Origin of the sequence: Pedobacter yonginensis, assembly GCF_003173595.1 — a bacterium.
GTDB lineage: Bacteria > Bacteroidota > Bacteroidia > Sphingobacteriales > Sphingobacteriaceae > Pedobacter > Pedobacter yonginense.
This window is the reverse complement of record NZ_QGNZ01000001.1, coordinates 21,236-47,976: the sequence shown is the minus strand read 5'-3', so window position 1 is coordinate 47,976 and position 26,741 is coordinate 21,236. Positions and strand designations below refer to the sequence as shown.

The 26,741-nt window shown below is 39.9% G+C and carries 23 protein-coding genes; 15 read left to right on the top strand and 8 right to left on the bottom strand.

Going from position 1 to position 26,741, the window contains the following annotated elements; genetic code table 11:
• From DHW03_RS00220 to DHW03_RS00205, 4 genes are all read left to right on the top strand, one after another.
• Positions 1–498, top strand: coding sequence for a hypothetical protein (locus DHW03_RS00220; RefSeq protein WP_109923767.1), 498 nt, complete (start codon positions 1–3; stop codon positions 496–498).
• 25 nt (positions 499–523) lie between these two features.
• Positions 524–1,450 (top strand): bestrophin family protein, encoded by a 927-nt coding sequence (locus DHW03_RS00215; RefSeq protein ID WP_109923766.1) that lies wholly within the window; start codon positions 524–526, stop codon positions 1,448–1,450.
• Between the two features lie 191 nt (positions 1,451–1,641).
• On the top strand, positions 1,642–2,163 hold the full coding sequence (locus DHW03_RS00210) for an acyl-CoA thioesterase (RefSeq protein WP_109923765.1): 522 nt from the start codon (positions 1,642–1,644) through the stop codon (positions 2,161–2,163).
• A gap of 68 nt (positions 2,164–2,231) precedes the next feature.
• Positions 2,232–3,419, top strand: coding sequence for a cation:proton antiporter (locus tag DHW03_RS00205; protein ID WP_109923764.1), 1,188 nt, complete (start codon positions 2,232–2,234; stop codon positions 3,417–3,419).
• A 54-nt stretch (positions 3,420–3,473) separates the two neighbouring features.
• Here DHW03_RS00205 and DHW03_RS00200 read toward each other — a convergent pair whose 3' ends face one another.
• Positions 3,474–3,887 (bottom strand): EVE domain-containing protein, encoded by a 414-nt coding sequence (locus DHW03_RS00200; RefSeq protein ID WP_109923763.1) that lies wholly within the window; start codon positions 3,885–3,887, stop codon positions 3,474–3,476.
• A 407-nt stretch (positions 3,888–4,294) separates the two neighbouring features.
• On the opposite strand from DHW03_RS00200, the gene DHW03_RS00195 reads away from it, so the two are divergent.
• Genes DHW03_RS00195 through DHW03_RS00180 form a run of 4 tightly spaced genes read left to right on the top strand, consistent with a single transcriptional unit; the run spans position 4,295 to position 10,413 of the window.
• Entirely contained in the window at positions 4,295–5,047 is a 753-nt protein-coding gene (locus tag DHW03_RS00195) for an ImuA family protein (protein WP_205940948.1), read from the top strand.
• The gene (locus DHW03_RS00190) at positions 5,044–6,540 is read left to right on the top strand and encodes a Y-family DNA polymerase (protein WP_109923762.1); all 1,497 of its coding nucleotides are present in this window, start codon (positions 5,044–5,046) and stop codon (positions 6,538–6,540) included. Before DHW03_RS00195 ends, DHW03_RS00190 begins: the two co-directional genes overlap by 4 nt.
• Positions 6,541–6,558: 18 nt before the next feature.
• Positions 6,559–9,795: an error-prone DNA polymerase gene (locus tag DHW03_RS00185; RefSeq protein WP_109923761.1), complete on the top strand. Its 3,237-nt coding sequence runs from the start codon at positions 6,559–6,561 to the stop codon at positions 9,793–9,795.
• Positions 9,796–9,804: 9 nt separating this feature from the next.
• A complete protein-coding gene (locus DHW03_RS00180; protein WP_109923760.1) occupies positions 9,805–10,413 on the top strand; it encodes an alpha-ketoglutarate-dependent dioxygenase AlkB family protein in 609 nt (202 codons plus the stop codon).
• 82 nt (positions 10,414–10,495) lie between these two features.
• On the opposite strand, the gene nhaA is transcribed toward DHW03_RS00180, so the two are convergent.
• Genes nhaA through DHW03_RS00160 form a run of 4 tightly spaced genes read right to left on the bottom strand, consistent with a single transcriptional unit; the run spans position 10,496 to position 13,507 of the window.
• Positions 10,496–11,647, bottom strand: coding sequence for a Na+/H+ antiporter NhaA (gene nhaA, locus DHW03_RS00175; protein ID WP_109923759.1), 1,152 nt, complete (start codon positions 11,645–11,647; stop codon positions 10,496–10,498).
• Positions 11,648–11,702: 55 nt separating this feature from the next.
• Positions 11,703–12,230 (bottom strand): DUF892 family protein, encoded by a 528-nt coding sequence (locus DHW03_RS00170; RefSeq protein WP_109923758.1) that lies wholly within the window; start codon positions 12,228–12,230, stop codon positions 11,703–11,705.
• Between the two features lie 11 nt (positions 12,231–12,241).
• A complete protein-coding gene (locus DHW03_RS00165; RefSeq protein WP_109923757.1) occupies positions 12,242–12,604 on the bottom strand; it encodes a response regulator in 363 nt (120 codons plus the stop codon).
• Positions 12,605–12,658: 54 nt separating this feature from the next.
• Positions 12,659–13,507: a PAS domain S-box protein gene (locus DHW03_RS00160; protein WP_109923756.1), complete on the bottom strand. Its 849-nt coding sequence runs from the start codon at positions 13,505–13,507 to the stop codon at positions 12,659–12,661.
• Between the two features lie 255 nt (positions 13,508–13,762).
• Between DHW03_RS00160 and DHW03_RS00155 the strand changes: the two genes are divergently transcribed.
• The 7 genes from DHW03_RS00155 to DHW03_RS00125 all read left to right on the top strand — a co-directional run bounded on the left by DHW03_RS00155 (position 13,763) and on the right by DHW03_RS00125 (position 21,292).
• Positions 13,763–15,607, top strand: a complete 1,845-nt coding sequence (locus DHW03_RS00155) for a PAS domain-containing sensor histidine kinase (protein WP_165825334.1) — start codon at positions 13,763–13,765, stop codon at positions 15,605–15,607.
• A gap of 902 nt (positions 15,608–16,509) precedes the next feature.
• Entirely contained in the window at positions 16,510–17,190 is a 681-nt protein-coding gene (gene folE, locus DHW03_RS00150) for a GTP cyclohydrolase I FolE (protein WP_109923754.1), read from the top strand.
• A complete protein-coding gene (locus DHW03_RS00145) occupies positions 17,190–17,906 on the top strand; it encodes an SDR family NAD(P)-dependent oxidoreductase (protein WP_109923753.1) in 717 nt (238 codons plus the stop codon). Before folE ends, DHW03_RS00145 begins: the two co-directional genes overlap by 1 nt.
• 75 nt (positions 17,907–17,981) lie before the next feature.
• Positions 17,982–19,235, top strand: coding sequence for an NAD(P)/FAD-dependent oxidoreductase (locus DHW03_RS00140; RefSeq protein WP_109923752.1), 1,254 nt, complete (start codon positions 17,982–17,984; stop codon positions 19,233–19,235).
• The gene (locus tag DHW03_RS00135; RefSeq protein WP_109923751.1) at positions 19,232–20,296 is read left to right on the top strand and encodes an oxygenase MpaB family protein; all 1,065 of its coding nucleotides are present in this window, start codon (positions 19,232–19,234) and stop codon (positions 20,294–20,296) included. The genes DHW03_RS00140 and DHW03_RS00135 overlap by 4 nt, the downstream gene beginning before the upstream one ends.
• A gap of 19 nt (positions 20,297–20,315) precedes the next feature.
• On the top strand, positions 20,316–20,999 hold the full coding sequence (locus tag DHW03_RS00130) for a MarR family winged helix-turn-helix transcriptional regulator (protein WP_109923750.1): 684 nt from the start codon (positions 20,316–20,318) through the stop codon (positions 20,997–20,999).
• Positions 20,999–21,292 (top strand): TIGR03643 family protein, encoded by a 294-nt coding sequence (locus DHW03_RS00125; RefSeq protein ID WP_109923749.1) that lies wholly within the window; start codon positions 20,999–21,001, stop codon positions 21,290–21,292. The genes DHW03_RS00130 and DHW03_RS00125 overlap by 1 nt, the downstream gene beginning before the upstream one ends.
• Positions 21,293–22,151: 859 nt before the next feature.
• Here the strand turns inward: DHW03_RS00125 and DHW03_RS00120 are convergent.
• The 3 genes from DHW03_RS00120 to holA form a co-directional block, all read right to left on the bottom strand.
• The gene (locus tag DHW03_RS00120) at positions 22,152–24,719 is read right to left on the bottom strand and encodes a zinc-dependent metalloprotease (protein ID WP_109923748.1); all 2,568 of its coding nucleotides are present in this window, start codon (positions 24,717–24,719) and stop codon (positions 22,152–22,154) included.
• Positions 24,720–25,281: 562 nt separating this feature from the next.
• Complete coding sequence (locus tag DHW03_RS00110) at positions 25,282–25,647, bottom strand: VOC family protein (RefSeq protein WP_109923746.1); 366 nt, start codon at positions 25,645–25,647, stop codon at positions 25,282–25,284.
• A 70-nt stretch (positions 25,648–25,717) separates the two neighbouring features.
• Positions 25,718–26,740, bottom strand: coding sequence for a DNA polymerase III subunit delta (gene holA / locus DHW03_RS00105; RefSeq protein WP_109923745.1), 1,023 nt, complete (start codon positions 26,738–26,740; stop codon positions 25,718–25,720).
• Position 26,741 lies beyond the last annotated feature (1 nt).

The following is a 26,741-nucleotide window of genomic DNA, read 5'->3' as shown; positions in this document are numbered from 1 at the left end:
ATGAAAACGATATTAATTCCAACCGACTTTAACCTTGAAAGCACAAAAATTATTGATGCATTGGTTCAAAATCAACCTAACGAAACTTTAACGCTTATTTTCGTTCATGCATTCAAATTATCAGATTCGATAACAGATATGTTGATGCTGAGCAGACGCAGCAGAGACTACGAAAACGTAAGTGACGCCTTTTATCAAAGCTTAAACGAAAAAAAGGCACATTATGCGCAACACCTCAATAAAATTGGGATAGAATACTTTTATGGAAGTACGGTTTCTGCCTTTAAAAACTTTCTAGATACGTTTGAGGTGGACTGTATTGCCTATCCAAAAAACTACAACTTCAGTCCGATTAACAAATTCAGTATCGATCCGAAGTTTTTAACGGAACGTGCCGGTTGTGAGTCGATTCAAATAGATACCAGTAACGTACACACACCTGAAAATTTAATTGAGACCAAAATTCAGGAAAACCAATTCCAAGAAGTAAATAGTTAATTGCACCCGAAAACCTTTTTATATCATGCTGTTACGTAATAATATTCCGCTCACTTATATTTTTGGCAAAATCAAGAAAGAATTGCTCTTTGTTATTGCCTATTCCATTGGTATTGTAGTGTTGTACCAAAATTTTCATGTAACCAGAATATCAATTCCCGTGGCAGTACCGGCTTTATTGGGAACAGTTATATCGCTTTTATTGGCATTTCGATCTAACCAGGCATACGATAGATGGTGGGAGGCAAGAATTATCTGGGGTTCCATAGTTAATGATTCAAGAACCCTCTCCCGCCAGATATTGTACCTGGTAGAAAATACCTATGGATCTGATGAAATTGAGCGCTTCAAAGCCAAGTTTGTAAAGCGTCAAATTGCCTGGTGTTATGCTTTGAGTCAGTCGCTAAGAGGTTTTAGTCCGTACAAAGGATTGGAAAGATACATGAGTGAGGATGATATGATCTTTATTAAAAGACATCGCAATGTTACACTTTCTATTTTGGAGCTACACGCAATGGATTTAAGAAAAGCTTTAAACGAGGGTTGGATCAATCAATATCAACAGATAGAAATTGATAAAACCTTAACGGCTTTGTGTAACCACATGGGTGCATCTCAACGGATAAAAAACACCATTTTTCCGGTTACTTACAGTAAGTATATTAACATGTCTATCCATTTATTTATTGTTTTATTGCCTTTTGGTTTAATAGAGTATTTCGGATATATGGAAGTTCCTTTGGTTGTGGCGCTGGCTACCTTCTTCTTATTGGTAGAGAAAATGGCTGTTCATCTTCAAGATCCATTCGAGAATAAACCAACGGATACACCAACAACAACCATTTGTAGAACGATAGAGTGTGATCTTTGCCAGATGCTGGATGACAACAAGTTATACGAAGATAAACCTCAAACGGAATTGGCCGCAGTTGGGTCTTATTATATTTTATAATTGGCTTTTAAAGTCTAGTTTTTAAGGTTTGACATTCCGACATCTTTTTTTTGGATGGCGTTGTCAAACCTTAATTTTTTATCAGACATTTTTTGCGTTTAACTCATTCGATATTCCTTTTAACATTTAGCAAAACTTAACACGCCGTTATGCCATTTTAAGCCACATTTTAATTACTTTTGCGCTCGATTATGAGTCTTAAAAAGAAATTTGCTAGAGAAAGTTTAACAATAATGAACGAATTGGTGTTGCCTAACGACACCAACACCCTAAACAATTTAATGGGTGGACGTTTATTGCACTGGATGGATATTGCCGCCGCAATTTCTGCTCAAAAACATTGCAATCGTATTGTGGTAACGGCTTCCGTAGATAATGTTTCTTTTAAGCACCCCATCAAACTTGGTGATGTAATTACCATTGAAGCTAAAGTTACACGGGCTTTTAACACTTCTGTAGAAGTTCGCCTTGATGTGTGGGCCGAAAACATTCCGAGTGGTGCCCGTCAAAAAAGTAACGAAGCCTATTATACTTTTGTTGCGGTTGATCAAAGTGCCCGTACCATTCCTGTACCCGAATTAACTCCAGAAACGCCTGAAGAATTAGAACTGTTTCATGGTGCATTAAGACGCAGACAGTTGCGTTTGGTGTTGGGTGGGAAAATGCATCCTGATGATGCAAATGAACTGAAGGCACTTTTCTTTAAAGCGTAATTTTTACATTAATTTTCCTGCACCTTAATGGGATTGTGTTATTTTAGCGATGAACAATACGCTGAAATATGACAACTTATACCATTCTTATCATTTTAAGCGGATTAGTAATTTTTTCTTATCTGTTTGATTTAGTGGCTAGTAAAACCAAAGTACCCTCGGTTTTGCTTTTACTTTTGTTGGGTATCGGTCTTCGTTTATTAATCGATAACTTAAAAATACACACCTTTAATTTTTTAACCATTTTACCCACCCTAGGTACGGTAGGTTTGATTTTAATTGTTTTTGAAGGATCGTTAGAATTAAAGTATGATAAGCAGAAAAACAAGATTATTAAAAGTGCGTTCTTTTCTGCCTTGAGTATTTTATTGGGAACGGTAACCCTAATTACAATCATTATCTATCAAATCAGCCATAAAGATTTGTACACCTGTATTGCCAATGCCATACCCTTCAGTGTAATCAGTTCGGCAATAGCCATCCCTTCGGCTGCCGCCCTAAACAAAAGCAATAAGGAATTTGTAATTTATGAATCTTCATTTTCTGATATTCTGGGCATCATTATTTTCAATTTTGCCATAACGAACCCATCCATTTCACCCTCATCTTTCATCACTTTGGGCTTGAGCACCTTTCTCATCGTTTTGCTTTCGGCCATTGCCTGTATCGTATTGCTGTACATTATGGGCAAGCTGGTGCATCACATCAAATTCTTTTTAATTATTTCCATTTTGATTTTGGTTTATGCCATCGGTCAATCCTATCACCTATCTTCTTTGGTGCTTATTTTAAGTACTGGATTGTTTTTAAATAATGCAGATACCATACAAAATGCTTGGTTTAGAAGTGTTTTTCTGTATAAAAACTTAACAGCAGATTTATCTCAGCTTTATCAGCTCTCTGCGGAAAGCGCCTTTATATTAAGAACCTTTTTCTTTGTCATATTTGGCTTCACCATGAATATTTATGAATTGAATGATAAGCCTGTACTGGCCAACGGTTTCTTTATTTTAGCCTCTATTTACGGCATCAGACTCCTCTGCCTAAAGTTCTTTAAAAAAGACGGACTTTCGCCTATTGTTTACATCGCTCCAAGGGGCTTAATTAGTATTTTGTTGTATTACAATTTACCCGCTTCATTAAAAATTCCAGCAGTAGGGCCTTCCTTTTTGTTTTTAGTGGTATTGGGATCGAGCATTGTGATGACCTTAGGCATCGCTTTTAGCAAAAGAAAAAAAGAAGGTGTAATGGTTTAAACCTTCATTTGAGTATTTAGAGCAAAAAAAATCTATTGACTTAATGGGTACTGATTAGCTACCCATTTCTAAAATTTTATCAAATTCTTCTGCTTTTAAAGGCATTACCGATAAGCGCCCTTGGCGAACCAACGAAATATCGGCCAAGCTTGGCTCTGCTTTAATTTGCTCTAAAGAAACTGGATTTTTTAAAGATTCAACCGGAGCGAGATCAACCACCACCCAATTTGCATCATCCGTTGTAGGATCTTGATAAAATTCGCGAACCACCTTTGCAATCCCAACCACATTTTTGCCTTCGTTACTGTGGTAAAACAATACCAAATCGCCTTCCTTCATGGCTTTAAGATTGTTTCGTGCTTGATAATTTCGAACGCCATCCCAAAAAGTACGACCATCTTCGTTAAATTTTTCCCAACTGTATTTAAAAGGTTCTGATTTGACTAACCAATATTGCGTTTTTTCCATGCTTAGAGAAGTTTAGTAGATTCTGAATCATTATATAACCCCCACTCTAAAGTGATGGGGTGTTAGGGCACTGATCTTTAAATCTGCGCAAAAATAATATATTCAACCAAAGGTTTCATAAATATTTATTGACCACATCAGTAGAAATTCAAGGCTCAATAGAGATTGGCTTTTTTTATTGAAGGTATTGCCGGAAAGCGCGATTATAAGCGATTTATCTTAATCAAAATGGAATGAGTTAACCAACGTTTTCTTTAGTTTGATGATTTTAATCCTCAAAATTTGCTAATCAACTTTCAAAAGGGAAAAAATCAATCCGAAAAATTACTAACATTATTAGTAATTACTAAATATTTTGGTAATTTTGATATTTCTTAATCCATACGCAAATCAAGGGAATTAGTGGAATGATGAACGTAGAAAAACAGGAAATATTAACTCGGCTTAGGTCGCAGATTTCAGCAGCGCAGGGATTTAAACCTGCTCCTATCTCCGCTGGAAAAGGCTTTGGGCTGGATGAAATCGAAGCCTGTTTTCCTAATGGTGTTTTTCCTACGGGCACCATTCACGAGTTTTTAGCAGAACAACCCGAGGATGCCGCAGCCAGTGAAGGTTTCATTGCAGGGCTACTCGCCAAACTCATGGAAAACGGGAGCAGCTGCCTATGGATCAGCAGAAACAGAAAACTTTTTCCACCATCGCTTGAAGCTTTTGGAGTAGATTCCCAACAAATCATTTTCCTCGATCTATACTATACGAAAGATATTTTGTGGGTAATGGAGGAAGCCTTGAAATGCGAGGGCCTTGCCTGCGCAATTGCCGAAATACCAGATATTGATTTTGCACAAAGTAGAAGACTTCAGCTGGCTACGGAGAAAAGTCATGTAACCGGAATATTGCTCCGCAAAGAACCAAAACGCAGTCGTTCGGCAACGGCCTGCACCGCAAGATGGCAAATTAAACCCCAACCAACTGAAATACTGAATGGAATACCTGGTGTAGGCAACCCGCGTTGGGAAGTAAACTTGCTTAAGGTTAAAAATGGGGAAGGCGGCAAATTTTACATCGAATGGGCGGAAGATAAATTTGCTCAATTTGAAAACCCAAACACAAAAGCTCAACAACCCATCCAAATTGTAGAAAGGGGGCTAATTGCATGAGCAGGTATGTAAGTATATATTTCAGCAATCTTCTTGCAGATTATTTGGCCATAAAAAAACCAGAACTAAAAGACAAGGTATATGTATTTACCATGCCCCAAAGCAACCGCATTATGGTTACTGCATCATCCAAAGCGGCAGAAAAGCAGGGCATATTTGCAAATACCGTATTGGCTGATGCTAAGGCACTTGTTCCAGATATATTGGCCTTTGATGACAAAGCAGATTTCAATAAAAAATTACTGGTTAGAATTGCCAAGTGGGCCATACGTTATTCGCCCATAGTTTCTATTGATTTGCCTGATGGGATCATTTTAGACTCAAGTGGCTGTTCTCATCTTTTAGGTGGCGAAGCCAAGTATTTAGAAACGTTATTGGCCAAACTTAAAGAATCGGGCTACCATTGTCGTGGTGCCATTTCAGATACCATTGGAACCTCTTGGGCAGTGGCTAGATTAGGCAAAAAATCTCCCATTATCGAAAAAGGCCAGCAATACAACGCATTGCTCAATTTGCCACCAATGGCTCTACGCCTTGAACAGCACATTATCCAACGGCTGCATAAACTCGGTTTTGATAAAATCGGCAAATTTGTTCAATTGCCAGCCTCCATGCTGCGCAGAAGATTTGGACAGGATTTGCTAATCCGACTTGGTCAGGCGCTCGGAACCGAAGCGGAAAGCTTAACGCCAATTATCGTTAAAGCAGCATATGAAGAAAGGCTGTTTTGTTTGGATCCCATCCGCACCCGACCTGCCATCGAAATTGCGATTGAAAAACTTTTGGAAGCGCTTTGCGCAAGGCTTGCAAAAGAGGGCTTGGGGATTAGATCTGCCGAACTTAAGGGCTACCGTTTGGATGGTCGGGTAACGGAAACTAAAATTGGCACCAATCAGCCTACGCACCAAATCGCCCATCTGGCAAAGCTCTTCGGACTCAAAATTGATCAGATAGAACCAGATCTCGGTATCGAAGTTTTTTTAATGACCGCCACCAAAACGGAACCTGTGCATGTAAACCAAGAAAAACTCTGGAACGGAAAACCTGGTCTTGCCGACCAGAGTTTGGCTCAGCTGTTAGACAGGCTTGCGGGAAAAGTAGGCCCTGAGGTCATTAGGCGGTATGTACCACAGGCTCACTATTGGCCAGAACGCTCCCTTCGCCCAGCGGTATCACTTGAGGAGAAAACAGAAATCAAATGGCAAAAATCAAATCCTCGGCCAATGGAAATGCTCCATAAACCTGCAACCATACAAGTAACCGCACCCATACCCGATTACCCACCCATGAACTTTAGGTACAAAGGCGAGCTGCATTTGATAAAAAAAGCTGATGGCCCCGAACGTATAGAGCGCGAATGGTGGATGGAACCGGGAGAGCATCGAGATTATTACGTTTTAGAAGACGACAAAGGTAGGCGATATTGGGTATTTAGATCGGGGCATTACGATCAGGAACATTCTGCGTGGTTTCTGCACGGATTTTTTGCGTAAAAAATATTAGAAAAGATTATGGGCTACTGCGAACTACAAGTCACTTCCAACTTCAGTTTTTTAAGGGGTGCCTCTCATCCAGAGGAGCTTATTGAACAGGCCGCTGCGTTTGGCTACCCAAAAATTGCCATTACCGACGTAAACACCATGGCAGGGATTGTGCGTGCGCATTCAGCTGCAAGAAAACACAATATCGAAATTATACCGGCATGCCGATTGGATTTGCTCGATGCACCTAGCCTACTCGCCTATCCCACCAATCGGGAAGCCTATGGAAGATTATCTGCCATGCTTAGTGAGGGCAATTTTCGTGCAGAGAAAGGCAAATGCTTCCTCTATAAAGCCGATGTTTTTGCCAATCAAAAAGATATTATTTTTATTGCCATCCCACCAGATGCCTTAGGCAAAGGCTTTGATTTTGAAATCAACTTTCCCACAGCGCTAAAAGAATTTAAGGAAAACTTAGGCCATTCATTATACCTAGCCGCAAACCGAAGCTATCAAGGGCAAGACCAAAAGAGATTGTTCAGATTAGATGAATTGAGCAAAAAGCTGAATGTGCCCTTGGTTGCCACAAATGATGTGTATTACCACAATGTGGAAAGAAGAGAATTGCAGGACATTCTAACTTGTGTGAGAGAGAAATGCACCATCCAGACGGCAGGCTTTAGGTTAATGATGAATGCTGAACGACACTTGAAACCGATTGAGGAAATGCATCGCCTCTTCCGCAATTATCCACAAGCAATTAAAAATACCCTCCTTATTGCTGAGAAATGCCAATTTACTTTAGATGCTCTGGAATATGTGTACCCCGAGGAAATTCTTTCGGGCAATCGGGAACCGCAGGAAGAACTGGAATTTCTGACCTGGAAGGGGGCAGAAGAAATGTTTGGACTTCCTCTCCCCGAAAAGGCCATCAACAACATCAACCATGAAATGAAGTTTGTTAAGGAAATGAACTATGCAAGTTACTTCCTAACCGTTTATGATATTGTGAGATTTGCCCGTGAACAGAAAATTCTCTGTCAGGGTCGCGGTTCTGCGGCAAACTCCACCATTTGTTACTGCCTTGGAATTACCTCGGTTGATCCGACAAAGTTTGATTTGCTTTTCGAGCGATTCATATCCTCTGCCCGAAATGAACCTCCTGATATTGATGTTGATTTTGAGCATGAGCGTCGGGAAGAAGTGATTCAGTACATCTACAATAAATATGGAAGAGATCGGGCTGCCATTGTGGCTACAGTAACTCAGCTCCATCAAAAGGGAGCACTTCGAGATGTGGGTAAAGCCATGGGTCTATCAACTGATACCATAGATAGATTGTCGGCTTCCATCTGGCAATTTACCGATGAGTGGTTTGAGCACAATCGGGTAACCGAGCAAGGACTGAACCCACGTGATCCGCTCTTGGTTAAGGTGTTAGACCTAACGCGGCAAATGATGGGTTTCCCCAGGCAACTTGGGCAACATACTGGGGGCTTTGTAATTACCAGGGGGAAGCTTACCGACCTTTGCCCCATTTTCCACGCCAGAATGGAAGATCGCACCAATATTGAATGGAACAAGGATGATATTGATGCGCTCGGTTTTTTAAAAATTGATGTACTTGCCCTCGGCATGCTCACTTGCATTCGTAAAGGATTTGATCTGGCGAAAAAACATTACAACCTTGACCTCACACTCGCTTCGATTAATAAAGAAGATGACCCGAAAGTGTATAAAATGATCAGTGCAGCCGATACCATTGGGGTGTTCCAGATTGAAAGCCGTGCGCAGCAGCAGATGCTTCCAAGATTGCGCCCAAAATGTTTTTATGATTTGGTTATTGAAGTGGCTATTGTGCGCCCAGGGCCAATTCAAGGCGATATGGTACATCCCTATTTAAGGAGAAGAAATGGCGAGGAATTGGTTGAATATCCCTCAAAAGAGCTGGAAGAAATTCTTGGAAAAACCCTTGGCGTACCGCTTTTTCAGGAACAGGCCATGAAGATTGCCATTGTTGCGGCAGGATTTACCCCAGCTGAAGCCGATGAACTCCGTAGAAGCATGGCGACTTTTAAGATGCACGGGATGGTGACTAAATTTGAAACCAAGCTCGTGGAAGGGATGACCTCCAGAGGATATACTGAAGATTTTGCAAGACGTGTGTTTAAGCAGCTAGAAGGATTTGGTAGTTATGGTTTTCCAGAAAGTCATGCAGCAAGTTTTGCCCTCTTGGTTTATGTGTCGTGTTGGTTAAAGTGTTATTATCCTGATGTTTTCGCCTGCGCCATCCTAAACTCCATGCCCATGGGCTTTTATCAACCTGCCCAACTGGTTATCGATGCCAGAAACCACGGTGTAGAGGTTCGGGAGATTGATGTAAACCTTTCATTTTGGGATAACATTTTGCAGGAAAAATCGGGAAAGTATTGTGCCCTGCGGTTAGGGTTTCGGCAAATTAACGGCATTCGTGAAGACGACATGGAAGCTTTGGTATTGAGCAGAGGAACTGGATACCGCAACTTGCATTCACTTTTAGATGCAGGTGTATCCTTAGCGGCTTTAGAAAAATTGGCTGATGCAGATGCCTTTCGCTCGATGGGATTGGATAGAAGGCAGGCCTTATGGGAAGTTTCCGCGCTCAAAGATAGACCAATAGCACTGTTTGAAGGTCAGCCTTCAGAATCAGATCAAGAGCAACAGATTGAATTGCCCCTCATGTCAAAGGGCGAACATGTGGTTCAAGATTATGCATCCACGGCCTTATCGCTTAAAGCGCATCCAGTAAGTTTGGTGCGTGAAAAACTCCAGCTTTTTAATGTGAAATCCTCACAAGAAATCCGCGATACCGAAAACGGCAAAACTGCAAAAGTTGCGGGGCTCGTTATTGTACGCCAAAGACCAGGAACCGCGGGCGGGGTTTGTTTTATTTCCATTGAAGATGAAACAGGCTTTTCAAATCTTGTGGTGTTTGAAAAGCTCTTTGAAACCTATCGCAAAGAGATTTTGCATTCTAGGTTACTGATGGTTGAGGGTAAAGTGCAGAAAGAAGGCGAGGTGGTGAACGTAATCGTTTCCAAATGCTTTGATTTTACCAAGCTACTTAAAGGAATGAGCACTAAGGCAGATGATGAGGAGTTGCCAATTTTGACCCTCTCCCGCAGCGACGAAAAATCGCCACCCTATCCCCCTGCCGAAAATAAAAGATCACAAGTAAGAACCACCGAACCGAATGAAGCTTTCCATGGTGGCAGAAATTTTAGATAAAATGAAAAGATGGAACAACTGAGTTTTTTTAAGGATGCTGGGCAAAGCGCAGGGCTCCCAACCGAAGTATTGGAATATTTACCAAATGTGTTTGATGAAGAATTAGGATCGCAACTTATGGAGCGTTTCATTGCCGAAACCCCTTGGACCCAGAAGGTGGTGAGCATGTACGACAAGCAAGTCATCACTCCCCGACTCTCTGCATGGTATGCCGATGCAAACACTTACGATTATTCTTCGCTAAGAAAATCTGCTCCAAATATCTGGACACCAGAACTGCTCATCATTAAAAATATTGTTGAACCGATTGCGGGTGTAATGTTCAACAGTGTTCTGCTGAATTATTATCGAGACGGAAGCGATTCTGTAGCTTGGCACAGCGATAACGAAAAGGCGCTCGGCACTCATCCCACCATTGCTTCGGTAACCTTTGGGCAAGTGCGCGCTTTCGACATACGCAACAAATTGAATCACAGCGAAAAATATTCAGTTAAACTAGAACATGGCTCGCTATTATTGATGAAAGGTAACCTGCAATCCAATTGGGATCATCGAATTGCAAAATCTACCAAAGCCATGAAGCCAAGGCTTAATCTTACCTTTAGGGTAGTGGTGTGAAAAAGTGATCAAAAACCAAGTCGAAAAAGGCATTGAAACCTCAAACGCGCAATTAAATTCGACTGCAATAATGTGATTTGAGCTATTCCTTTTGACTTTTTAAATAAAAGAAGCCTGCCAAACCTGAAATTACCGAAGCAATCAAAATGGCAAATTTAGCCTCCAAAATATGTATGGCTTCGCCGAAAGATAGCATAGCGATAAAAATGGACATCGTAAACCCTATCCCTGCCAACATACCCAAGCCCAAAACGTGTTTCCAGCTTACGCCCGAAGGCAACTCGGCCCATTTTAGTTTTACCGCCAACCACGAAAAAAACGTTACACCTGTAGTTTTGCCAACAAATAAACCTACAACAATGCCAAGACCTAAGGGAGATACTATACCCTGAATCATCTCTTTGGTAAAAGTTATGTTTGTGTTGGCCAATGCAAATACAGGCATAATTAAATAGTTTACGGGTACGGTTAGGCTATGTTCCAATTTCTCTAAAGGAGATAAAACGTCGCTTTCATTAGTAGGTATGGTAAATGCCAAAAGTACCCCTGCTACAGTTGCATGAATACCAGAATGATGAATGAGGTACCATAGCAAAGCTCCCGGAATTAAGTAAAAGATCAGATTTTTGACCCCAAAATAGTTCATTAGGCTAAGCAGAACCAAAACACCACCTGCCATTGCTAAATAATTAAAATGAATTTGGTTGGTGTAAAATATGGCGATAACCAAAATGGCGCCCAAATCATCAACAATGGCTAGGGCAGCTAAAAATATTTTTAAACCTGTAGGTACCCGCTTTCCCAACATACCAATAATGGCTAATGCAAAGGCAATGTCTGTTGCCATTGGCACACCCCACCCTGAAGCCGTTTCAGTGCCTTTGTTAAACATGAAATAAATGAATGCCGGAATAACCATCCCACCGAGTGCAGCCACAACGGGTAGCGCGGCAGTTTTAATTGATGATAATTCCCCTTCAACAAGTTCACGCTTAATTTCTAAACCCACCAGTAAAAAGAAAATCGCCATCAGGGCATCATTAATCCATAATAAAACGGTGTAGTTAAGTTCCCCAAAACCTAGTTTGGTACTGAGCAGCGCCTCAAAGTTATCTTTCGAGGTGGTATTGGCAATAATTAAGGATGTAGCTACGCAGATTAAAAGAATGATACCACCTACTTGGCCTGACCTAAAGAATTTTTTAAAAACTTCGAAATTAATGGTTTTTGGCATAGGGCTAAAAATAGGGAAAATCTACGCTTTAGCCTAAAAAAATAGGGCCGAAAGACTAGTTAATGATGTACTTGGAAGAAATGAGCAAAAACAAGATGCGATCTGATTTGGCTTCTTCGTAATTCTCTTTCAGCAATTGGGCTACTTGCTTATCTTTCAGTTTAATGGCAGCCATTTGAAGAATTTGAAAAGACGACATTTCTACGCTGGCGATATTCTGCAAGTAAAAGATAATCGAAAGATCTTGAAGTTCTGGCTCTCCAACCTGTTCGTTTATGGCTTCAAAAGCATCATCGATCATTCCCGACAGCCCATAAATACTGCCTTTTGAAACCTCTGCATCCAATAGTGTATAAATGAGTTGCATCCTAGCGATTTGCTTTTCTACTTCATCAACCGTATCGTGAATGGCTTTCTTAAGTTCAGAGAATTCAGCCTCATTTGCTAGAGCAGGTAATTTTGACACCAGATGAAGTTTTGCTGCATAAATCCGATCAAGATGCTTCAAAAAAAAGATTTTTAATTTTTCCGACCCTAAATTAATTCGATTCCAAGAATTTGGCATCTCAGATTGCTCGTTCATATTTTTGTTTTTTAAGACACAAAATCTTTTATCTGGTTTACCAGCCCAGTAATATCGAATGGTTTTTGGACAAAGCCATCTGCACCACATGCGGTAGCAAGCGATTTTACATTGTATTCGGCGGAAATCAATAGAATCGGAATGCCGAGTAATTTGGGGTCAGATTTGAATTCACTACAAATTTCTACCCCTGTTTTTGGAAAACCAGCAATGCGTACATCCAACAAAATTAAATCTGGACTCAACTGTGCCACGGTATCTGCGTTGGCGCCAGTGTTGTACAAAATTGACTCATATCCCTCATCACCAAGAATAATTTCCAAAATGGATAAAATATCCTCGTCGTCATCGATCACCATTATTTTTTTTCCCATATAATTGGCCTAAAAAAGGCGCCAAAATTTGATTATTAATGAATAGTTTTTTTTTTAAAGAAGTTCTGAAACATCAAGTCCATACACCTCAAAAAAGAGTTTTTTAAAATGCCCCCTAGAAGAAAAGCCTGCAATATTGGAAATTTCTTTGATTGTACGATATTTTCCGCTGCCAATTGCTTCCCAAGCCAGGTGCAACCGAATAATTCTAACCAACCTATTTGGGGTTATGCCAAGTATTCGATTAATCTGCCTGAAGAGGTTCCGCTCACTCACCGCCAACCCATCGCTAATCATTTTAAGGCTGAGTTCGGTTTTGCCTACATGATCCTTAACAAGCGATTCAAACCGATTTAGAAAAAGTTGGTCTGCTGCAGAAACTCCCCTCGCAACTAGAGGTTTATCTTGAGCTTGTAATTCAATTTTTGGGTCGTTGCCTGATGATATGCTAGGGTTAAACCTAATTCGTTGTTCTTCGTTAAGTTTTGCAAGCACCGCAGAAACGCGCTCATATTCTTCTAATCTTTTTCTATAGGTTACATCTTTCGCAATTGCAAAAACCAATTGGTCTCTTACAATGGGAATAGATGTCCAAGATAACCAAACAATAGCCCCAGCCTTTGTGATGTAGCGATTTTCAAATTCTTTTAACAAGCTACCTTCTCTAATCGATGATCTTCTTTTTTCGGTTAGCGCTTGATCGTCGGGGTGCACAAAAGAGTTTATGGGTGATGCAAAAAGTTCTTCATCCGTATAGCCAAGTGTTTTGGATACCGCAGGATTTATTTTTTTAAAATAGCCATCATAACCAGCTACGCAAAGCAAATCTGGTGAAAGATCAAAAAAATATTCGAGATCGAAATCAGGGACCTTTAATTCGGCACTATCCTGTTTTTTGTTCATTATTTGTTGGTTTTAAAATCCCCATTTGGAACTTGTTAGGCACGCAACACACAGCACTATAAATTGTTTTACCCTGCTTGTTAGCAAGTTGTGGTTTTGTCAGTTTTGGTTACATTTTTGTCAGTTTTCAAAACAATCTAAAGTTGACTTTTACTTTTGCAGGAAATGCATCATTTTTATAAGAAGGAACTAAATTTTTTGATAAATGTTTTTTATAAATTGTTAGTATCTGCTCTTCCCAAATCAAATAGTAAAATGCAATATAGCCATTTAAACGTAGATAACCTTTACACCTATAAAACCATAATCGAACTTTCTCCTTTCCCAATTTATCTTTGCATGGGTGAAGAACTTATTGTTACGGTAGCCAATAGCGCCACACTTAAAGCATGGGGAAAAACGCAGGAGGCTATTGGGAAGCCCTTTGAGCAGGCAGTTCCTGAATTGGAAAATCAACCTTTTAAAAAATTGCTTTTAGGGGTATTACACAATGGAAAGGCCGTTTCTTACTCCAATTACCGAGCAGATATCATTGTTGATGGAATATTGCAAAGCTTTTATTTTACCTTTTCATATCAACCATTTAAAAATACGGCTGGAAAAACAGAGGGGGTATTTTGCATTGCAAATGATGTAACTGAGCTGGTTTTGGCTAAACAAAATCTAAATGCCTCCGAAGAATCATCAAGACTTGCAATTGAGGCGGCTATGCTTGGTACTTTTGATCAAAATCTAATCACTGGCGAAATCATTTGGGACAGAAGATGTAGAACGCTTTTTGATGTTTCATTAGATAGCCCGGTTAGTTACGAAGGCACATTCCTGCCAGCAATACATCCAATGGATCGGGAGCGGGTAAACAACCACATCCTAAACTATACGCTTGTTAAAAGCTTGTCGGATGGCAATTATGACATAGAATATCGTGTAATTGGTGCAGGGAATGGTGCAACCAAATGGGTTCGCTCAAGTGGGAAGGTTTTCTTTAACGAAGAGGATGTACCACTGCGTTTCATCGGAACTGTTTTCGACATTACCAGCATTAAATTTGCCGATGAACGAGAAGCCATGCTATCTGCCATTATAGAATCGTCATACGATGCCATCATCAGTAAGGATTTGGATGGAAATATTAAAAGCTGGAACAGCAGTGCCGAACGAATTTTTGGTTATTCAGCCGACGAAATGATTGGAAAATCCATCTATACCATCATTCCAAATGAACTTCGTGAGGAGGAAAACCAAATCCTTGCCCGTTTGAAAAGAGGTGAAAGTGTTAAATCTTTCGAAACGAGAAGATTATCTGAAACCAAAAAGGAGATCGACATCTCTTTAACCATCTCTCCAGTTAAAGATAAAAGCGGAAAAATTGTCGGCATTTCGAAAATCGCCAGAGACATTACCGAAAAGAAATTGGCCGAGAAACAAAAAAATGATTTTATAACCATTGCCAGCCACGAACTCAAAACACCACTCACAACCATTAAATCATACGTTCAGCTTATTCTCAATCAAGCCAGAAAAGATGGCGACGATTTCAAAACCAATGCACTAAGTCGTGTTGAGCGACAAGTAAACCGAATGACCATCTTAATCGAAAATTTCCTTAACAATGCGCAATTGATAGAGGGTCGGTTTGAAATTAAAGTGGAAAGATTTGATATTCATTTACTCCTTCAAGAAAGCGCCCAGCATGCCCGAATGGTAGCGCCTTCACATCAAATAACCGTTGCAGCGCATATTCCGGTATATGTTATGGCCGATCGAAAAAAAATTGCCCAGGTGATGGAAAACCTGTTGAGCAATGCGATAAAATATTCGCCCATTGGCAGCGAAATAACAATTAATTGTGAAATCAAAAAAGAAAGTGCCACCATTTCTGTTTTAGATCGGGGCTTCGGTATAGATAGAAGAGATCACACCAGACTTTTCGAAAGATTCTATCGCGTGCGAAGCGAAAAATCTAAAAATTCCTCGGGCTTTGGCATCGGACTATTTCTAGTTTCTGAAATACTCAAGTTTCATGATTCCAAAATTGAGATGAATAGCGAAGAAAACAAAGGCTCTGTGTTTTACTTTGATTTGCCCATTATCGAATAAAGAAGCAATTTTTTCTAGCAGATTTCACTTGGAATAACAATTTTCATCGATCATTTCAACCGGAGTGCAGCATCTGCAATCCGTCATCCCGACTGTAGCGCAGCGGAATGGAGGGATTTTTTAAAATAAGTAAAAAACGTCCGCAAAAGACTTCTCTACTAGGGTCGAAAGGACGATCCCTGAATGCGCTCGAAAGGACATTCTATAACCCTTCACCCCAACTGGAGCGCACCCTGCGCAATCCGTCATCCCGACTGGAGCGCAGCGAAATGGAGGGATCTTTTAAAATAAGTAAAAACCTCCTTAAAAGATTTCTCCACTACGGTCGAAAGGACGATCCCTGAATGCGCTCGAAAGGACAATTCTGTAACCCTTCACCCCAACTGGAGCGCACCCTCTGCAATCCGTCATCCCGACTGGAGCGCAGCGGAATGGAGGGATCTTTTAAAATAAGTAAAAACATCTTTAAAAGATTTCTCCACTACGGTGGAAATGACGATCTCTGAATGCGCTCGAAAAGACAATTCTGTAACCCTTCACCCCAACTGGAGCGCACCCTGCGCAATCCGTCATCCCGACTGGAGCGCAGCGGAATGGAGGAATCTTTGAAACAAAAAACAAAAAAATATCTTTAAAAGACTTCTCCACTACGGTCGAAAGGACAATCCTTTGATACGCTCCAAGCATAATTCTGTAACCCGTTCGCTGGGCGGGATTTGCGATTCATCAGTTATATTAAAATACTCAAATCATGCCCATCATTTCGCGCTTGCATCCCTAACGAAGTCTAAGTCCGAATAATGTAAAATGATTTAAAATAATACCACAATATACCATTAGTAAATATTACATACAATAATGTACTATATTTGACTTTTATAAACGACACCCCAAATTAATCAATGATAAATCACAGTAGCTTACAAGAAACGAATTCGATAGAGGAACAGAGTATTTCTGAGCTTCGGGCGGTTAAGCCTAACTTAGATACACCTCTGAAGTCGGATAAAAACAAAATGGACGATGATAAAAAAATTGAGCGCATTGCGGAACATTTTGGACACATAATGGAAATCCTCGGACTTGACTTGAACGATGATAGTTTGAAAGATACCCCTAAGCGAGTGGCTAAAATGTATGTAAAGGAAATTTTCAGTGGACTTAACCCAGCAAACATGCCTACGCCTACTCTATTTGAAAACCCTTACAAATATAATCAGATGTTGGTTGAGCGTAACATTTCGGTGTTTAGTAACTGTGAGCATCATTTCGTGCCGATTGTAGGAAAAGCGCATGTTGCCTACATCAGCAGTGGTCAGGTAATTGGCCTATCAAAATTGAACAGAATTGTACAATACTGTGCGCAAAGACCCCAAGTACAAGAAAGGCTTACCATACAAATTGCTGCAATGCTCAAAGAGGTGCTCAACACCGAAGATGTGGCTGTGGTTATAGATGCGCACCACCATTGCGTATCGAGCAGAGGCATTAGAGATGCTGGAAGCTCAACAGTAACAGCAGAATATAGTGGCAAATTCTTAAGTGCCGAAACCAAAAATGAATTTTTAAAATATATTGGATAATGAAACTTGCAGGAAAAAATATACTTGTTGTTGGCGGGAGTTCTGGAATAGGTTTATCAGTTATTAAAATGTTGCATGAAGAAAAGGTAAATATTTATGCAATTTCTAGAACAGCTGCCGAAGAATGGCCAATAGATGTGCAATTTCTTAAAGGCAATGTAACCGAAAATATAGAGGGCATCGAAATGTTTTTACCGGAAAAAATACATGGTTTGGTATATTCTGTAGGAAGCATAAACTTAAAACCCTTTGGCCGATTAACCGATGAAGATTTTTTAATGGATTTTAACTTAAATGTTCTTGGAGCCGCAAGAATCATCAGGCAAGCCATGCGACCTTTAAAAAATGCAGCCGGATCTTCTATTGTAATGATTAGTACCGTTGCTGCAAAAGTTGGAATGCCCTATCACGCCAGTGTTGCCGCTGCGAAAGGGGCAGTAGAGGGTATGGCTATTACGCTTGCCGCCGAACTTGCCTTTCAAAACATTAGGGTAAACGTGGTGGCCCCTTCATTAACAGATACACCCTTAGCAAGCCAATTATTAAACACCCCAGAGAAAAGGGAGGCCTCCGCAAAAAGACATCCACTAGGTAAAATTGGCATGCCAGACGATATTGGACAATTGATTACTTTTCTATTATCTGAAAATAGCAGTTGGATGACAGGCCAAATTATCGGAATTGATGGCGGCATGGGCGCATTAAAAACAGGCTAACATATCAATTACAACAAACGCGCAAGAAATCGTGTTCATTCAGTATTGAAAGAATAAGAAGCAAAAATACCAAAAATGAAAAATGATGCAGATGTAATTATAATTGGAGCTGGCCTTGCCGGACTCACTGCCGCTAAGGTGCTGAAAACGGCTGGAAAATCTGTTTTGGTAATCGAAGCTTCCGACGGTGTAGGCGGAAGGGTGAGAACGGATGAAGTTGATGGGTTTCTGTTGGATAGAGGTTTTCAGGTACTGTTAACCGCTTACCCAGAAACCAAAAAACTATTGGATTACGATGCACTAGATTTAAAATCATTCGATTCGGGTGCCTTGATATTGGAAGAGCATAAGGTGAGCCAAATCGGCGATCCATTAAGGCAACCAAGTGCGCTCATTGGTACACTTTTTTCATCTGCGGGTACATTCTTGGATAAACTGCGGATGCTCAGGCTGAAATTTAAACTCGTGAGCAAATCCATAGAAGATATTTTTGCAGAGCGAGAAATGACAACGCTTGCCTACTTGAAAAAGCAAGGCTTTTCCAATCTAATCATCAATAAATTCTTTCTGCCTTTTTTTACGGGCATTTTTTTGGAAGATAAGCTAATGACTTCTAGCCGGATGTTCGAATTTGTGTTTAAAATGTTTAGCGAAGGGAATGCAGCTTTACCAGCAAAGGGTATGGGTATGATTCCGTTACAGTTGGCTAGCAGCTTAGCAGAAAGTGAGTTGCGCTTAAATACAAAGGTAACTGCAATTGAACCTATGAGCGTCAAAACAATGGATGGTGGTTCTTTTTCTGCCGATTTCATCCTGATTGCTACTGACCAATTGAACCTGCCCCACCCCTACAAGAAAAACCACGATCAGTTCCATTCGGTAACCAATATGTATTTTACAGCAGCGCATCGTCCATTCAACGAAGCGCTGATTGCACTCAACACGCTACCAGGGAAACTGGTTAACAACATTGCGGTAATGGATAAAATTTCTAGTGCCTATGCAAAAAACGGCCAGTCGCTGATATCCTTATCGCTTATTGGCGATTATTCAAACAGAGAGCAAACCACCTTGCAACAACAGGTTTTATCCGAACTTAAATTGTGGTATCCAGATGCGCCGAATTGGAAGCACCTCAAAACCTATCACATTAATTATGCCCTTCCAAGTGATGAGCAAGTGGTGAACGACATGGAAGATGGGGCGATAAATTTAAGCGACGGATGTTACATCTGTGGCGATCACTTGCTTAACGGCTCGATTAATGCAGCAATGAAAAGTGGACGAGTAGCCGCTGAGGCAATTATTCGAAAAATGGGGGAACTATGACAGCAAAGGCAATTTACAGCGACGATTTTTTAAATGCGAAGAGACAAACGGGAGATTCACAGGCAGATGAGTTTATAAAATATGTATTCTCAAACCAAGAACCGAAAATTCAGCTCCAGAACTGGTTATCTGGACAATCAGAAATTGAGGATTTAAACCGCCTATTTCCTGGTTTTGATTTCATTACGAATGCCACCCAACTTCCAAATTGGGCCAATGCAGAACTCATAAAAGATGGCAACCGCTTTTTCGCCAAACATGCACAAAACATCATGAGCTTGCTTGGCTTACTGTCTTTACCTTATTGTTATACCGCTGCCGATGGGGCTATGGTGCTTTACCTGTCAGAAAAAATTAGAAAAGAAACCACCAAACGTCTGTATGATACAGCCGTTTTCGTTTGGGATGTAATGGCACCCGATGCTTTCGCCAAGGGCGGAAAAGGCTTTAATGAAGTTCTAAAAATCAGAATCATTCATGCAGCCGTACGTTTTTACACCCTCAAAAGCGGCCAATGGAAAAACGAATGGGGTTTGCCAATCAACCAAGAAGATATGGCTGGAACAAACCTTTCCTTTTCACTAATTGTTGTGCGTGGACTTCGGAAATTAGGCATAACCATCAGCAATAAAGAACAGATTGCATTTCTGCACCTTTGGAAAGTGATTGGTTATTTTACAGGTTGCGATGAAGATCTTTTACCAGAAAATGGAAAATTGGCAACCCATCTCGATTTGGCAATCAAAGCCAGACAGTTCCGCATTTCCAATCATGGACAAGAACTCACTCAATCGTTGATCGAGCATATTCTAACCCTGAACAGAAGAAAAGTGAGCAACAATGATATTCTCGGTTTAATGAGACATTTATTAGGAACTGATGTAGCAGATATGCTCGGCATAAATGCACCAGAATTACCTCAATATAAGCTTACTATGATAAGAGGTATAAATTTCTTAAAGAGTTTTAAGCCTCAATCAGATCCAAGAATACTCTATCGAGAAGCCTATTCGGCTTTTAAAAAACAGAGCATGGCCATGCAGCAAAGTAATTTGGTTTAAACGAAAATTAGTTAATAACATGAAATCTTATCCACTCATCCACCAACTGATTACCCTCGTTGAAGAACTCGAAGTTGAACAATCTGGAAAGGAAATATCGCTTCAGCAGTTTACTGGTTTTTTACTGAATAAAGCAAGCAGCGCACCCAATGGCACAAATAGCGAGGTCAGATTTGGAAATAATGACGAAAAGACCCTAGAAATTGCCTTTCAATTGGACAACAATATTGGCAGACTCTTCGTTTTTATGAGTCGTTATGCCAAGTTGTACATTAAAAAAGCCCTCGAAGACACACCTTTGCTAACCGCAGAGGATTTTACAGCGCTTGCCATACTAATGACGCACGACCAACTCTCTAAAACCGAACTCATTAACCACAACCTACAAGAAAAAACTTCGGGTACAGAAGTGATTCGTAGGCTCATCTCGGCAGGCTTGGTAAAACAATGGGATGATACCAAGGACAAAAGAAGTAAGCATATTGCGATAACCGAAAATGGACGAGAACTCCTTTACAATGTATTTAAAGATATGAACAACGTAGGCAAAATGATCACCGGAAAGCTTAGCCTAGCTGAAAAATTTACCCTACAATATTTGTTACAAAAACTTGAGGATTTTCATCTCGACCACTACGAAAGAAAAACCATATCTAGCAAATCCGATTTAAAAAATTTCATAGAAGAAAGTCTGCACGCATAATGAAAACGAAAATAACTTTAAGCACACTAGAAATCGATCGCGTAATCGAAATGGCATGGGAAGACCGAACGCCGTTTGATGCAATTAAACTTCAATTTGGCCTTGGCGAACAGCAAGTTATCGAATTGATGCGTGGCCAAATTAAAGAAACATCCTTTAAAAGGTGGCGTGCAAGAGTTCAAGGCAGAGCAACTAAGCATGGCAAATTATACCTCAAAAATGATTTAACTTTTAAGTGCGACAGACAGCGACAAATCAGTTCAAACAAAATCAGCAAAAGAAACTATCTTTAAGCCAATAACCAAAACCTATACAAGCCAAAACTCCTTTCTTTTTTCTATAGGATTTTATCCTTCCTCCTATTTTTCAGCGTAACCATTCACACTACGTTTTTTTCGTTTAACACAGGCATAACGAAGCCCTGATCTTTAAGTTTTCGGTGTATTATGAGCCCGAAAATCCATTCGCTTTCTCCATAAAGAAAACTGAACATTCAAATTCACGCCAAGTCGTTTGGCCTGTGATGTCCATTCTTTACACCCATTTTTTCCAAACCAAATGAACAAATTTTCAAAAATCGAATTTGCGATTCTCACGGCGATCATCGCGATAATCTTCATCTCAGAGTATTACTACATTGTCCTTAAAGATCATGATAGAGCCATCTTTATTGGGCTTTGGCCACCAACCATGATTGGCTTATTAATTTATTTCAATCTTAAAAGCAAAAACTAAATGGAAAATCTAGATCTCATTATCCTAACCATAGTGGTTGTGGTATTGTATGTTGGCTTTGCATTTATGTTATTCGGTGCGCAAAAAAATCAACAACACTTAAAGAAAGAATAAGCTCACAAATTTGCTTGAGCTGAATCAGCAATTTTCGACCTACTCAGTACAAAAGAAAAGCGCCCCGGATTTTTGGGGCGCTCTTATTTTCAAATTATCGTGAGTTCGGGTTAAGACCAAAGGCCAAAGGGCGAAAGACCAAGCGCAATCAATATCCATTAGGATGCTGAAATGAACTCAACATGCCAGACGAATTTTGAAAGATGGTTAAAAAAAGTAATCATCCTGAATTTATTTTAAGGTCTTAGCATTTTTCAAAAAATCATTTTGATACCCAAACTCACGTTAAATTCATTTCCAAGCTTAGTCTTTTTTAGAATCTAAAGCATTTTCTATACGATCAGAAAGATCTTGCAAATGGTATTTACTTAAACCTGAAGCAGCAGTTGCACTGGTTTTAATCATTCCATCAAGCTCCTTCAACTGTCCTTTGACCACAGAAAGTACATCGCTCTGAGCGGCTGTAATACCAGGTTGTAGAGTTGCGCCACCTCTACCACCTAAAACCACATTAGCTACAGTTGCCGGAGTAGGTTTAAGTATAGTGATTAACTTATCTACATAAGCTTTTTGAAGGTTTCTTCTGTAAACATCTATCGCCTGATTCGATTTGAGTTCGGTAAAGATAGAACCATTCAAATCGCTAAATAAATCAGTTATTTTATACGCTGAAGCTCCATCTGCCGCTTCGGCAGAGATTAGTTTGGTTAATGTATTGTTTGATAATAACCTGCTCAGTGTGGTATTTTGTAGTCTTCCTACCACTTCCAAACCATCTGCATCGATATTATCTAAAATGGGCTTGTTAATTAACCACATTGGCGTTTTAAAAAGTTGAACATCCAAAAAGGTCATCGCTTCTTTTTGTGTTGCTGCAGGAGTACGTTCGTAAACCTCACCAGCCTGTTCTACCGTTTTAGGGTTTTCGTACACACCACCAACATTTTTAGCAACATGGCCCATGTAACGACCAAATTGTGTGGTGAGTTGACCATACATGTTGGATAAATTATCATAACCATCAGCAGGTTCTTTTGTCCAAGCCGGAAGGTTATTTAAAATTACCTTTAAGTTTTTGATGCCATAAGTGCTGGCCACCATTGCATTATCCGATAAATCTTCATTTTGCGAATGCGGATCATCTGGATTGGTTTCTGTACCAAACCACAATCTGCGGTTTTTTGCAGACTCAATCACCATTTTGTTCAACACCGGAACTTCAGCACCAGGAGTTTTCGTTTCAGGGAAATATTTATAGCCCCATTCAATCGCCCATTTATCGTAATCGCCAATGCGTGGATATAATCCCTTAGAACTGATGTTATCTTCTGGCTGTGCTACATAGTTAAAACGAGCATAATCCATAATTGATGGCGTATGACCATTGGCTTCTACCCAATTTTTGTCGCGTAATTTTTCTACAGGAACAGTAGAGCTTGAACCATAGTTGTGGCGTAAGCCCAAAGTATGCCCTACCTCATGCGATGAAACAAAACGAATTAAATCGCCCATTAACTCATCACTAAAAGTCATTTTTCTCGCTCTAGGATCAACCGCTGCGGTTTGAATCATATACCAATCGTGCACCAATTTTTGCACATTGTGAAACCAGTTAATATGGCTTTCCATAATTTCGCCGCTGCGTGGGTCAGAGATACTTGGTCCGCTGGCATTGGCAATTTCTGATGGTTTGTACACAATTGCCGAGTGACGTGCATCATCAATGCTCCAGGTAGAATCTTGGGCATAGGTTGGTGCCTCTTTAGCCATAATTGCGTTTTTAAAACCTGCTTTTTCAAAAGCTTTTGCCCAATCATTCACACCAGCTTTTAAATATGGAACCCATTTTTTCGGCGTTGCCGGATCAATATAAAACACAATTGGTTTGGTTGGTTCTACCAATTCGCCACGTTTGTATTTCGCTAAATCTTGTGGTTTTGGTTCTAATCTCCAACGTTTAATCAATTCAATCTCTTTAACACCTTGAGGGTTAAGATCAAAATCGGTGTAACCAACTGCAAAGTAGCCTACTCTAGGGTCGAAATAACGTGCTTTCATAGGTACCTTTGGCAAAATAACCAAAGATGTATTCAATTCTATTGTCGATGAGCCTGTAGCCGCGCCCCCACCGCCAAAACTTGGTGCAGCAGCACCAAATGGTGATGGAGCCGCAGTTTGTGCATAGGTTTTAACCGTGTTAATCTCTACATTAGTTGGAAAGCTTCTTAAACTTTGGATATAACTTCTATCTGCAAGCTGTGCACCCAATCTAAAACGGGTTTTAGCCATTGGCGAACTGAAATAAAAAATATCGTTATCGCTGTTTAAATAATCAGTAATATCAATAACACTACCTTTTTTATCTGGCGTGTAAGCAGCAATATTAAATGAAGCTGCAATGGCTTGGATGTTTGAATTTTTTAGAGATTGGTACATGGATGTTGTACTATCAGGACCATAAGTTCTATAACTTATTTTACGCATAAAAATGCGGTTACTAGGTCCCTTTTCAAAACGAATAACAGCACTACCAATTTGATCGCCAGCGTAACCTTGTGCATCTCTAACATCAGCTCCTGATTTAGAGATTCGGCTCACCACCAAAATATCCCTGCCAAGGGTGGTATCTGCAATTTCAAAGAAGAACTTGTCTTCGATTTTATGCGTAGTAATCATACCTTTTCTGGTGGTGGCTTTGTTGGTAATCACCTGATCGTAAGGTTTTGGTTGAGCTCTTATTCCCGAACCTAAAGCGGCGCCCGGTGCTCTGCGTGTAGAGTCGGTTGAAACTGTTCCGCCTTGCCGAACTTGCGCCTGGGCAAAGTTAATAGCAGCAACAGCCATTAAAATGGTGAGTAGTTTTTTCTTCATAACAATTTAGGGTGATTTATAAAGCGTAAATATATGATAGTGGCGAACTTACGCTACGATTTATGCAATAACTTTATAGTTACAAAGCAAAAATTTTTAATGAATTAGAGATATTAAGGAGATTATTCGTGCCAATTACTTGTTGTGCTACCGAGCAACGTTCCAAACCCAGTTTAAAATCGATAAAACATTGTTTATTTCTCATTTGGAAAGCAAAACCTGTAAAAATCGGTTGCTTCAGCCCCGCCTTTACTCCAATCTTTTTGCAATCGCATTCCGCAATCACATCGCTAGTGGATAAAAAACGCTAGGGGCAATTCATTTCCTCCAGCCAACAAAAAGTATTTCCGTGCAACCGGGTTTAGTTAAATAAAGCCTGTGTTTCAAATAAAGGCAATTTATGCGTAATGCCTTAAACAATTTGGAGGGAAAAAGGATGAGGTTTTATCCGGTTGGTCGGTAACCTACACACCGACAGCCCAAATTCAACTCAAAGCTTGAAGTTAGGTTCAATGTAAGTAATTTCGGTCGGCAAAGCGCCGACCTTTAGAAACAATAAAAATTATTGAGGTAGCGAAAATGCAGGGTTCTCTATTAAGCCGATCACGTTTCCAAAAGGATCGAAAATACTGCCTACCCAAACAGGACCACCAACATTGTTAGGTTCTTGGTGGATCTCCACATCAAGTGCTTTCAAACAAGCAAACGTTTCTTGAATATCTTGAACGCCCCAATACGTTATAGACTGATTACCCTTACTGTAGCCAGAATCATCTGGGTCTAAACCCAACTCAAACCCTCCAACATTGTAACCAACGTAATAAGGTTCGTTAAAATAAGGTTCTATTTCAAATACTTTTTTATACCATTCTTTAGCGGTATCTAAATCGCTAACATAATAAACTATGGTTCTTAATCCTTGTAACATACTATAGAAATTTGAGTGAATTTACCGGTTTTCAATATTCAAGTAGTTCAAAATCAATTAATAAACCTTATTAATGGATCATTTTAAACACCAACTCCTTTAAAAGTTCTCCATCCTCCACATTGCCACTACTGTCTAAGCCTTTGCTTTTAAGGTCGTATTCACGCAATAAGCTCATCACGTGGAAAACCTTCCCGGCATCATAATTTCGGGCGGCTACTTCGTAATCTTTAACAAAAAATGGAGGTATGCCTAATGCAGATGCTGCCTCAGCCTTATTTGGCAAGTAATGATACCTTAAAATTTTGGTGAAATACCCACCCAAGTTAGCCAAAACCATTACTGTTGGATTAGCCTTCGGGTTGCTGGCAAAGTAGTTAATAATTTTATTGCATTTCAAAACATCTCTTATAGCCAATGCCTTTTGCAATTCAAATACATTGTACTCTTTGCTAATGCCGATATTTTTCTGAACCAAATCGGTATTGATTACAACATCCTTTGGAATATTAAGCATCAGTTTTTCGATCTCGTTGGCTATTTTAGAAAGATCTGTACCCAAATACTCTGCCATTAAGGCTGATGCTTGCTGATCGATTTTATAGCCTTTTTCTTTCACAAAGTCTTCAATCCACGGTACCAATTTATAATCGCGAACCAAATCAGACTGAAAAATTAAACCGCTCTTACTAATGGCTTTATAAATCTTTTTGCGCTTATCAAAATTTGCATATTTATATGCCAACACCAAAATTGTACTGGGCAATGGTTTTTCAAAATAGTTGAGCACAAATTCTGCCTCTTTGCTATTCCCCTCCTCTTTTGCCCATTTTAAATCTTGAGCTTCTTTTACAATAACAACCTGATAATCAGACATCATCGGGTAGCGCTTTGCTGCTCCCAAAACCGTAGCCATATCGGTATCTTTTCCGTAAAGAACAGTTTGATTAAAGCCTTTCTCGGCATCGTTTAGCAACTTATCTTCAATATAATCTGTTACTTGATCGATGTAATAGGATTCTTCACCATGCAACAAATACACGGGTTTAAATTTTCTAGCTTTAATATCTTTAATAATTTCGGCAGCAGTCATT

What these genes read in the sequence shown, in the direction of transcription:
- DHW03_RS00220 (WP_109923767.1), top strand. Translation starts at nt 1, where the DNA reads ATGAAAACGATATTAATTCCAACCGACTTTAACCTTGAAAGCACAAAA.
- DHW03_RS00215 (WP_109923766.1), top strand. Translation starts at nt 524, where the DNA reads ATGCTGTTACGTAATAATATTCCGCTCACTTATATTTTTGGCAAAATC.
- DHW03_RS00210 (WP_109923765.1), top strand. Translation starts at nt 1,642, where the DNA reads ATGAGTCTTAAAAAGAAATTTGCTAGAGAAAGTTTAACAATAATGAAC.
- DHW03_RS00205 (WP_109923764.1), top strand. Translation starts at nt 2,232, where the DNA reads ATGACAACTTATACCATTCTTATCATTTTAAGCGGATTAGTAATTTTT.
- DHW03_RS00200 (WP_109923763.1), bottom strand. Translation starts at nt 3,887, where the DNA reads ATGGAAAAAACGCAATATTGGTTAGTCAAATCAGAACCTTTTAAATAC.
- DHW03_RS00195 (WP_205940948.1), top strand. Translation starts at nt 4,295, where the DNA reads ATGATGAACGTAGAAAAACAGGAAATATTAACTCGGCTTAGGTCGCAG.
- DHW03_RS00190 (WP_109923762.1), top strand. Translation starts at nt 5,044, where the DNA reads ATGAGCAGGTATGTAAGTATATATTTCAGCAATCTTCTTGCAGATTAT.
- DHW03_RS00185 (WP_109923761.1), top strand. Translation starts at nt 6,559, where the DNA reads ATGGGCTACTGCGAACTACAAGTCACTTCCAACTTCAGTTTTTTAAGG.
- DHW03_RS00180 (WP_109923760.1), top strand. Translation starts at nt 9,805, where the DNA reads ATGGAACAACTGAGTTTTTTTAAGGATGCTGGGCAAAGCGCAGGGCTC.
- nhaA (WP_109923759.1), bottom strand. Translation starts at nt 11,647, where the DNA reads ATGCCAAAAACCATTAATTTCGAAGTTTTTAAAAAATTCTTTAGGTCA.
- DHW03_RS00170 (WP_109923758.1), bottom strand. Translation starts at nt 12,230, where the DNA reads ATGAACGAGCAATCTGAGATGCCAAATTCTTGGAATCGAATTAATTTA.
- DHW03_RS00165 (WP_109923757.1), bottom strand. Translation starts at nt 12,604, where the DNA reads ATGGGAAAAAAAATAATGGTGATCGATGACGACGAGGATATTTTATCC.
- DHW03_RS00160 (WP_109923756.1), bottom strand. Translation starts at nt 13,507, where the DNA reads ATGAACAAAAAACAGGATAGTGCCGAATTAAAGGTCCCTGATTTCGAT.
- DHW03_RS00155 (WP_165825334.1), top strand. Translation starts at nt 13,763, where the DNA reads ATGCAATATAGCCATTTAAACGTAGATAACCTTTACACCTATAAAACC.
- folE (WP_109923754.1), top strand. Translation starts at nt 16,510, where the DNA reads ATGATAAATCACAGTAGCTTACAAGAAACGAATTCGATAGAGGAACAG.
- DHW03_RS00145 (WP_109923753.1), top strand. Translation starts at nt 17,190, where the DNA reads ATGAAACTTGCAGGAAAAAATATACTTGTTGTTGGCGGGAGTTCTGGA.
- DHW03_RS00140 (WP_109923752.1), top strand. Translation starts at nt 17,982, where the DNA reads ATGAAAAATGATGCAGATGTAATTATAATTGGAGCTGGCCTTGCCGGA.
- DHW03_RS00135 (WP_109923751.1), top strand. Translation starts at nt 19,232, where the DNA reads ATGACAGCAAAGGCAATTTACAGCGACGATTTTTTAAATGCGAAGAGA.
- DHW03_RS00130 (WP_109923750.1), top strand. Translation starts at nt 20,316, where the DNA reads ATGAAATCTTATCCACTCATCCACCAACTGATTACCCTCGTTGAAGAA.
- DHW03_RS00125 (WP_109923749.1), top strand. Translation starts at nt 20,999, where the DNA reads ATGAAAACGAAAATAACTTTAAGCACACTAGAAATCGATCGCGTAATC.
- DHW03_RS00120 (WP_109923748.1), bottom strand. Translation starts at nt 24,719, where the DNA reads ATGAAGAAAAAACTACTCACCATTTTAATGGCTGTTGCTGCTATTAAC.
- DHW03_RS00110 (WP_109923746.1), bottom strand. Translation starts at nt 25,647, where the DNA reads ATGTTACAAGGATTAAGAACCATAGTTTATTATGTTAGCGATTTAGAT.
- holA (WP_109923745.1), bottom strand. Translation starts at nt 26,740, where the DNA reads ATGACTGCTGCCGAAATTATTAAAGATATTAAAGCTAGAAAATTTAAA.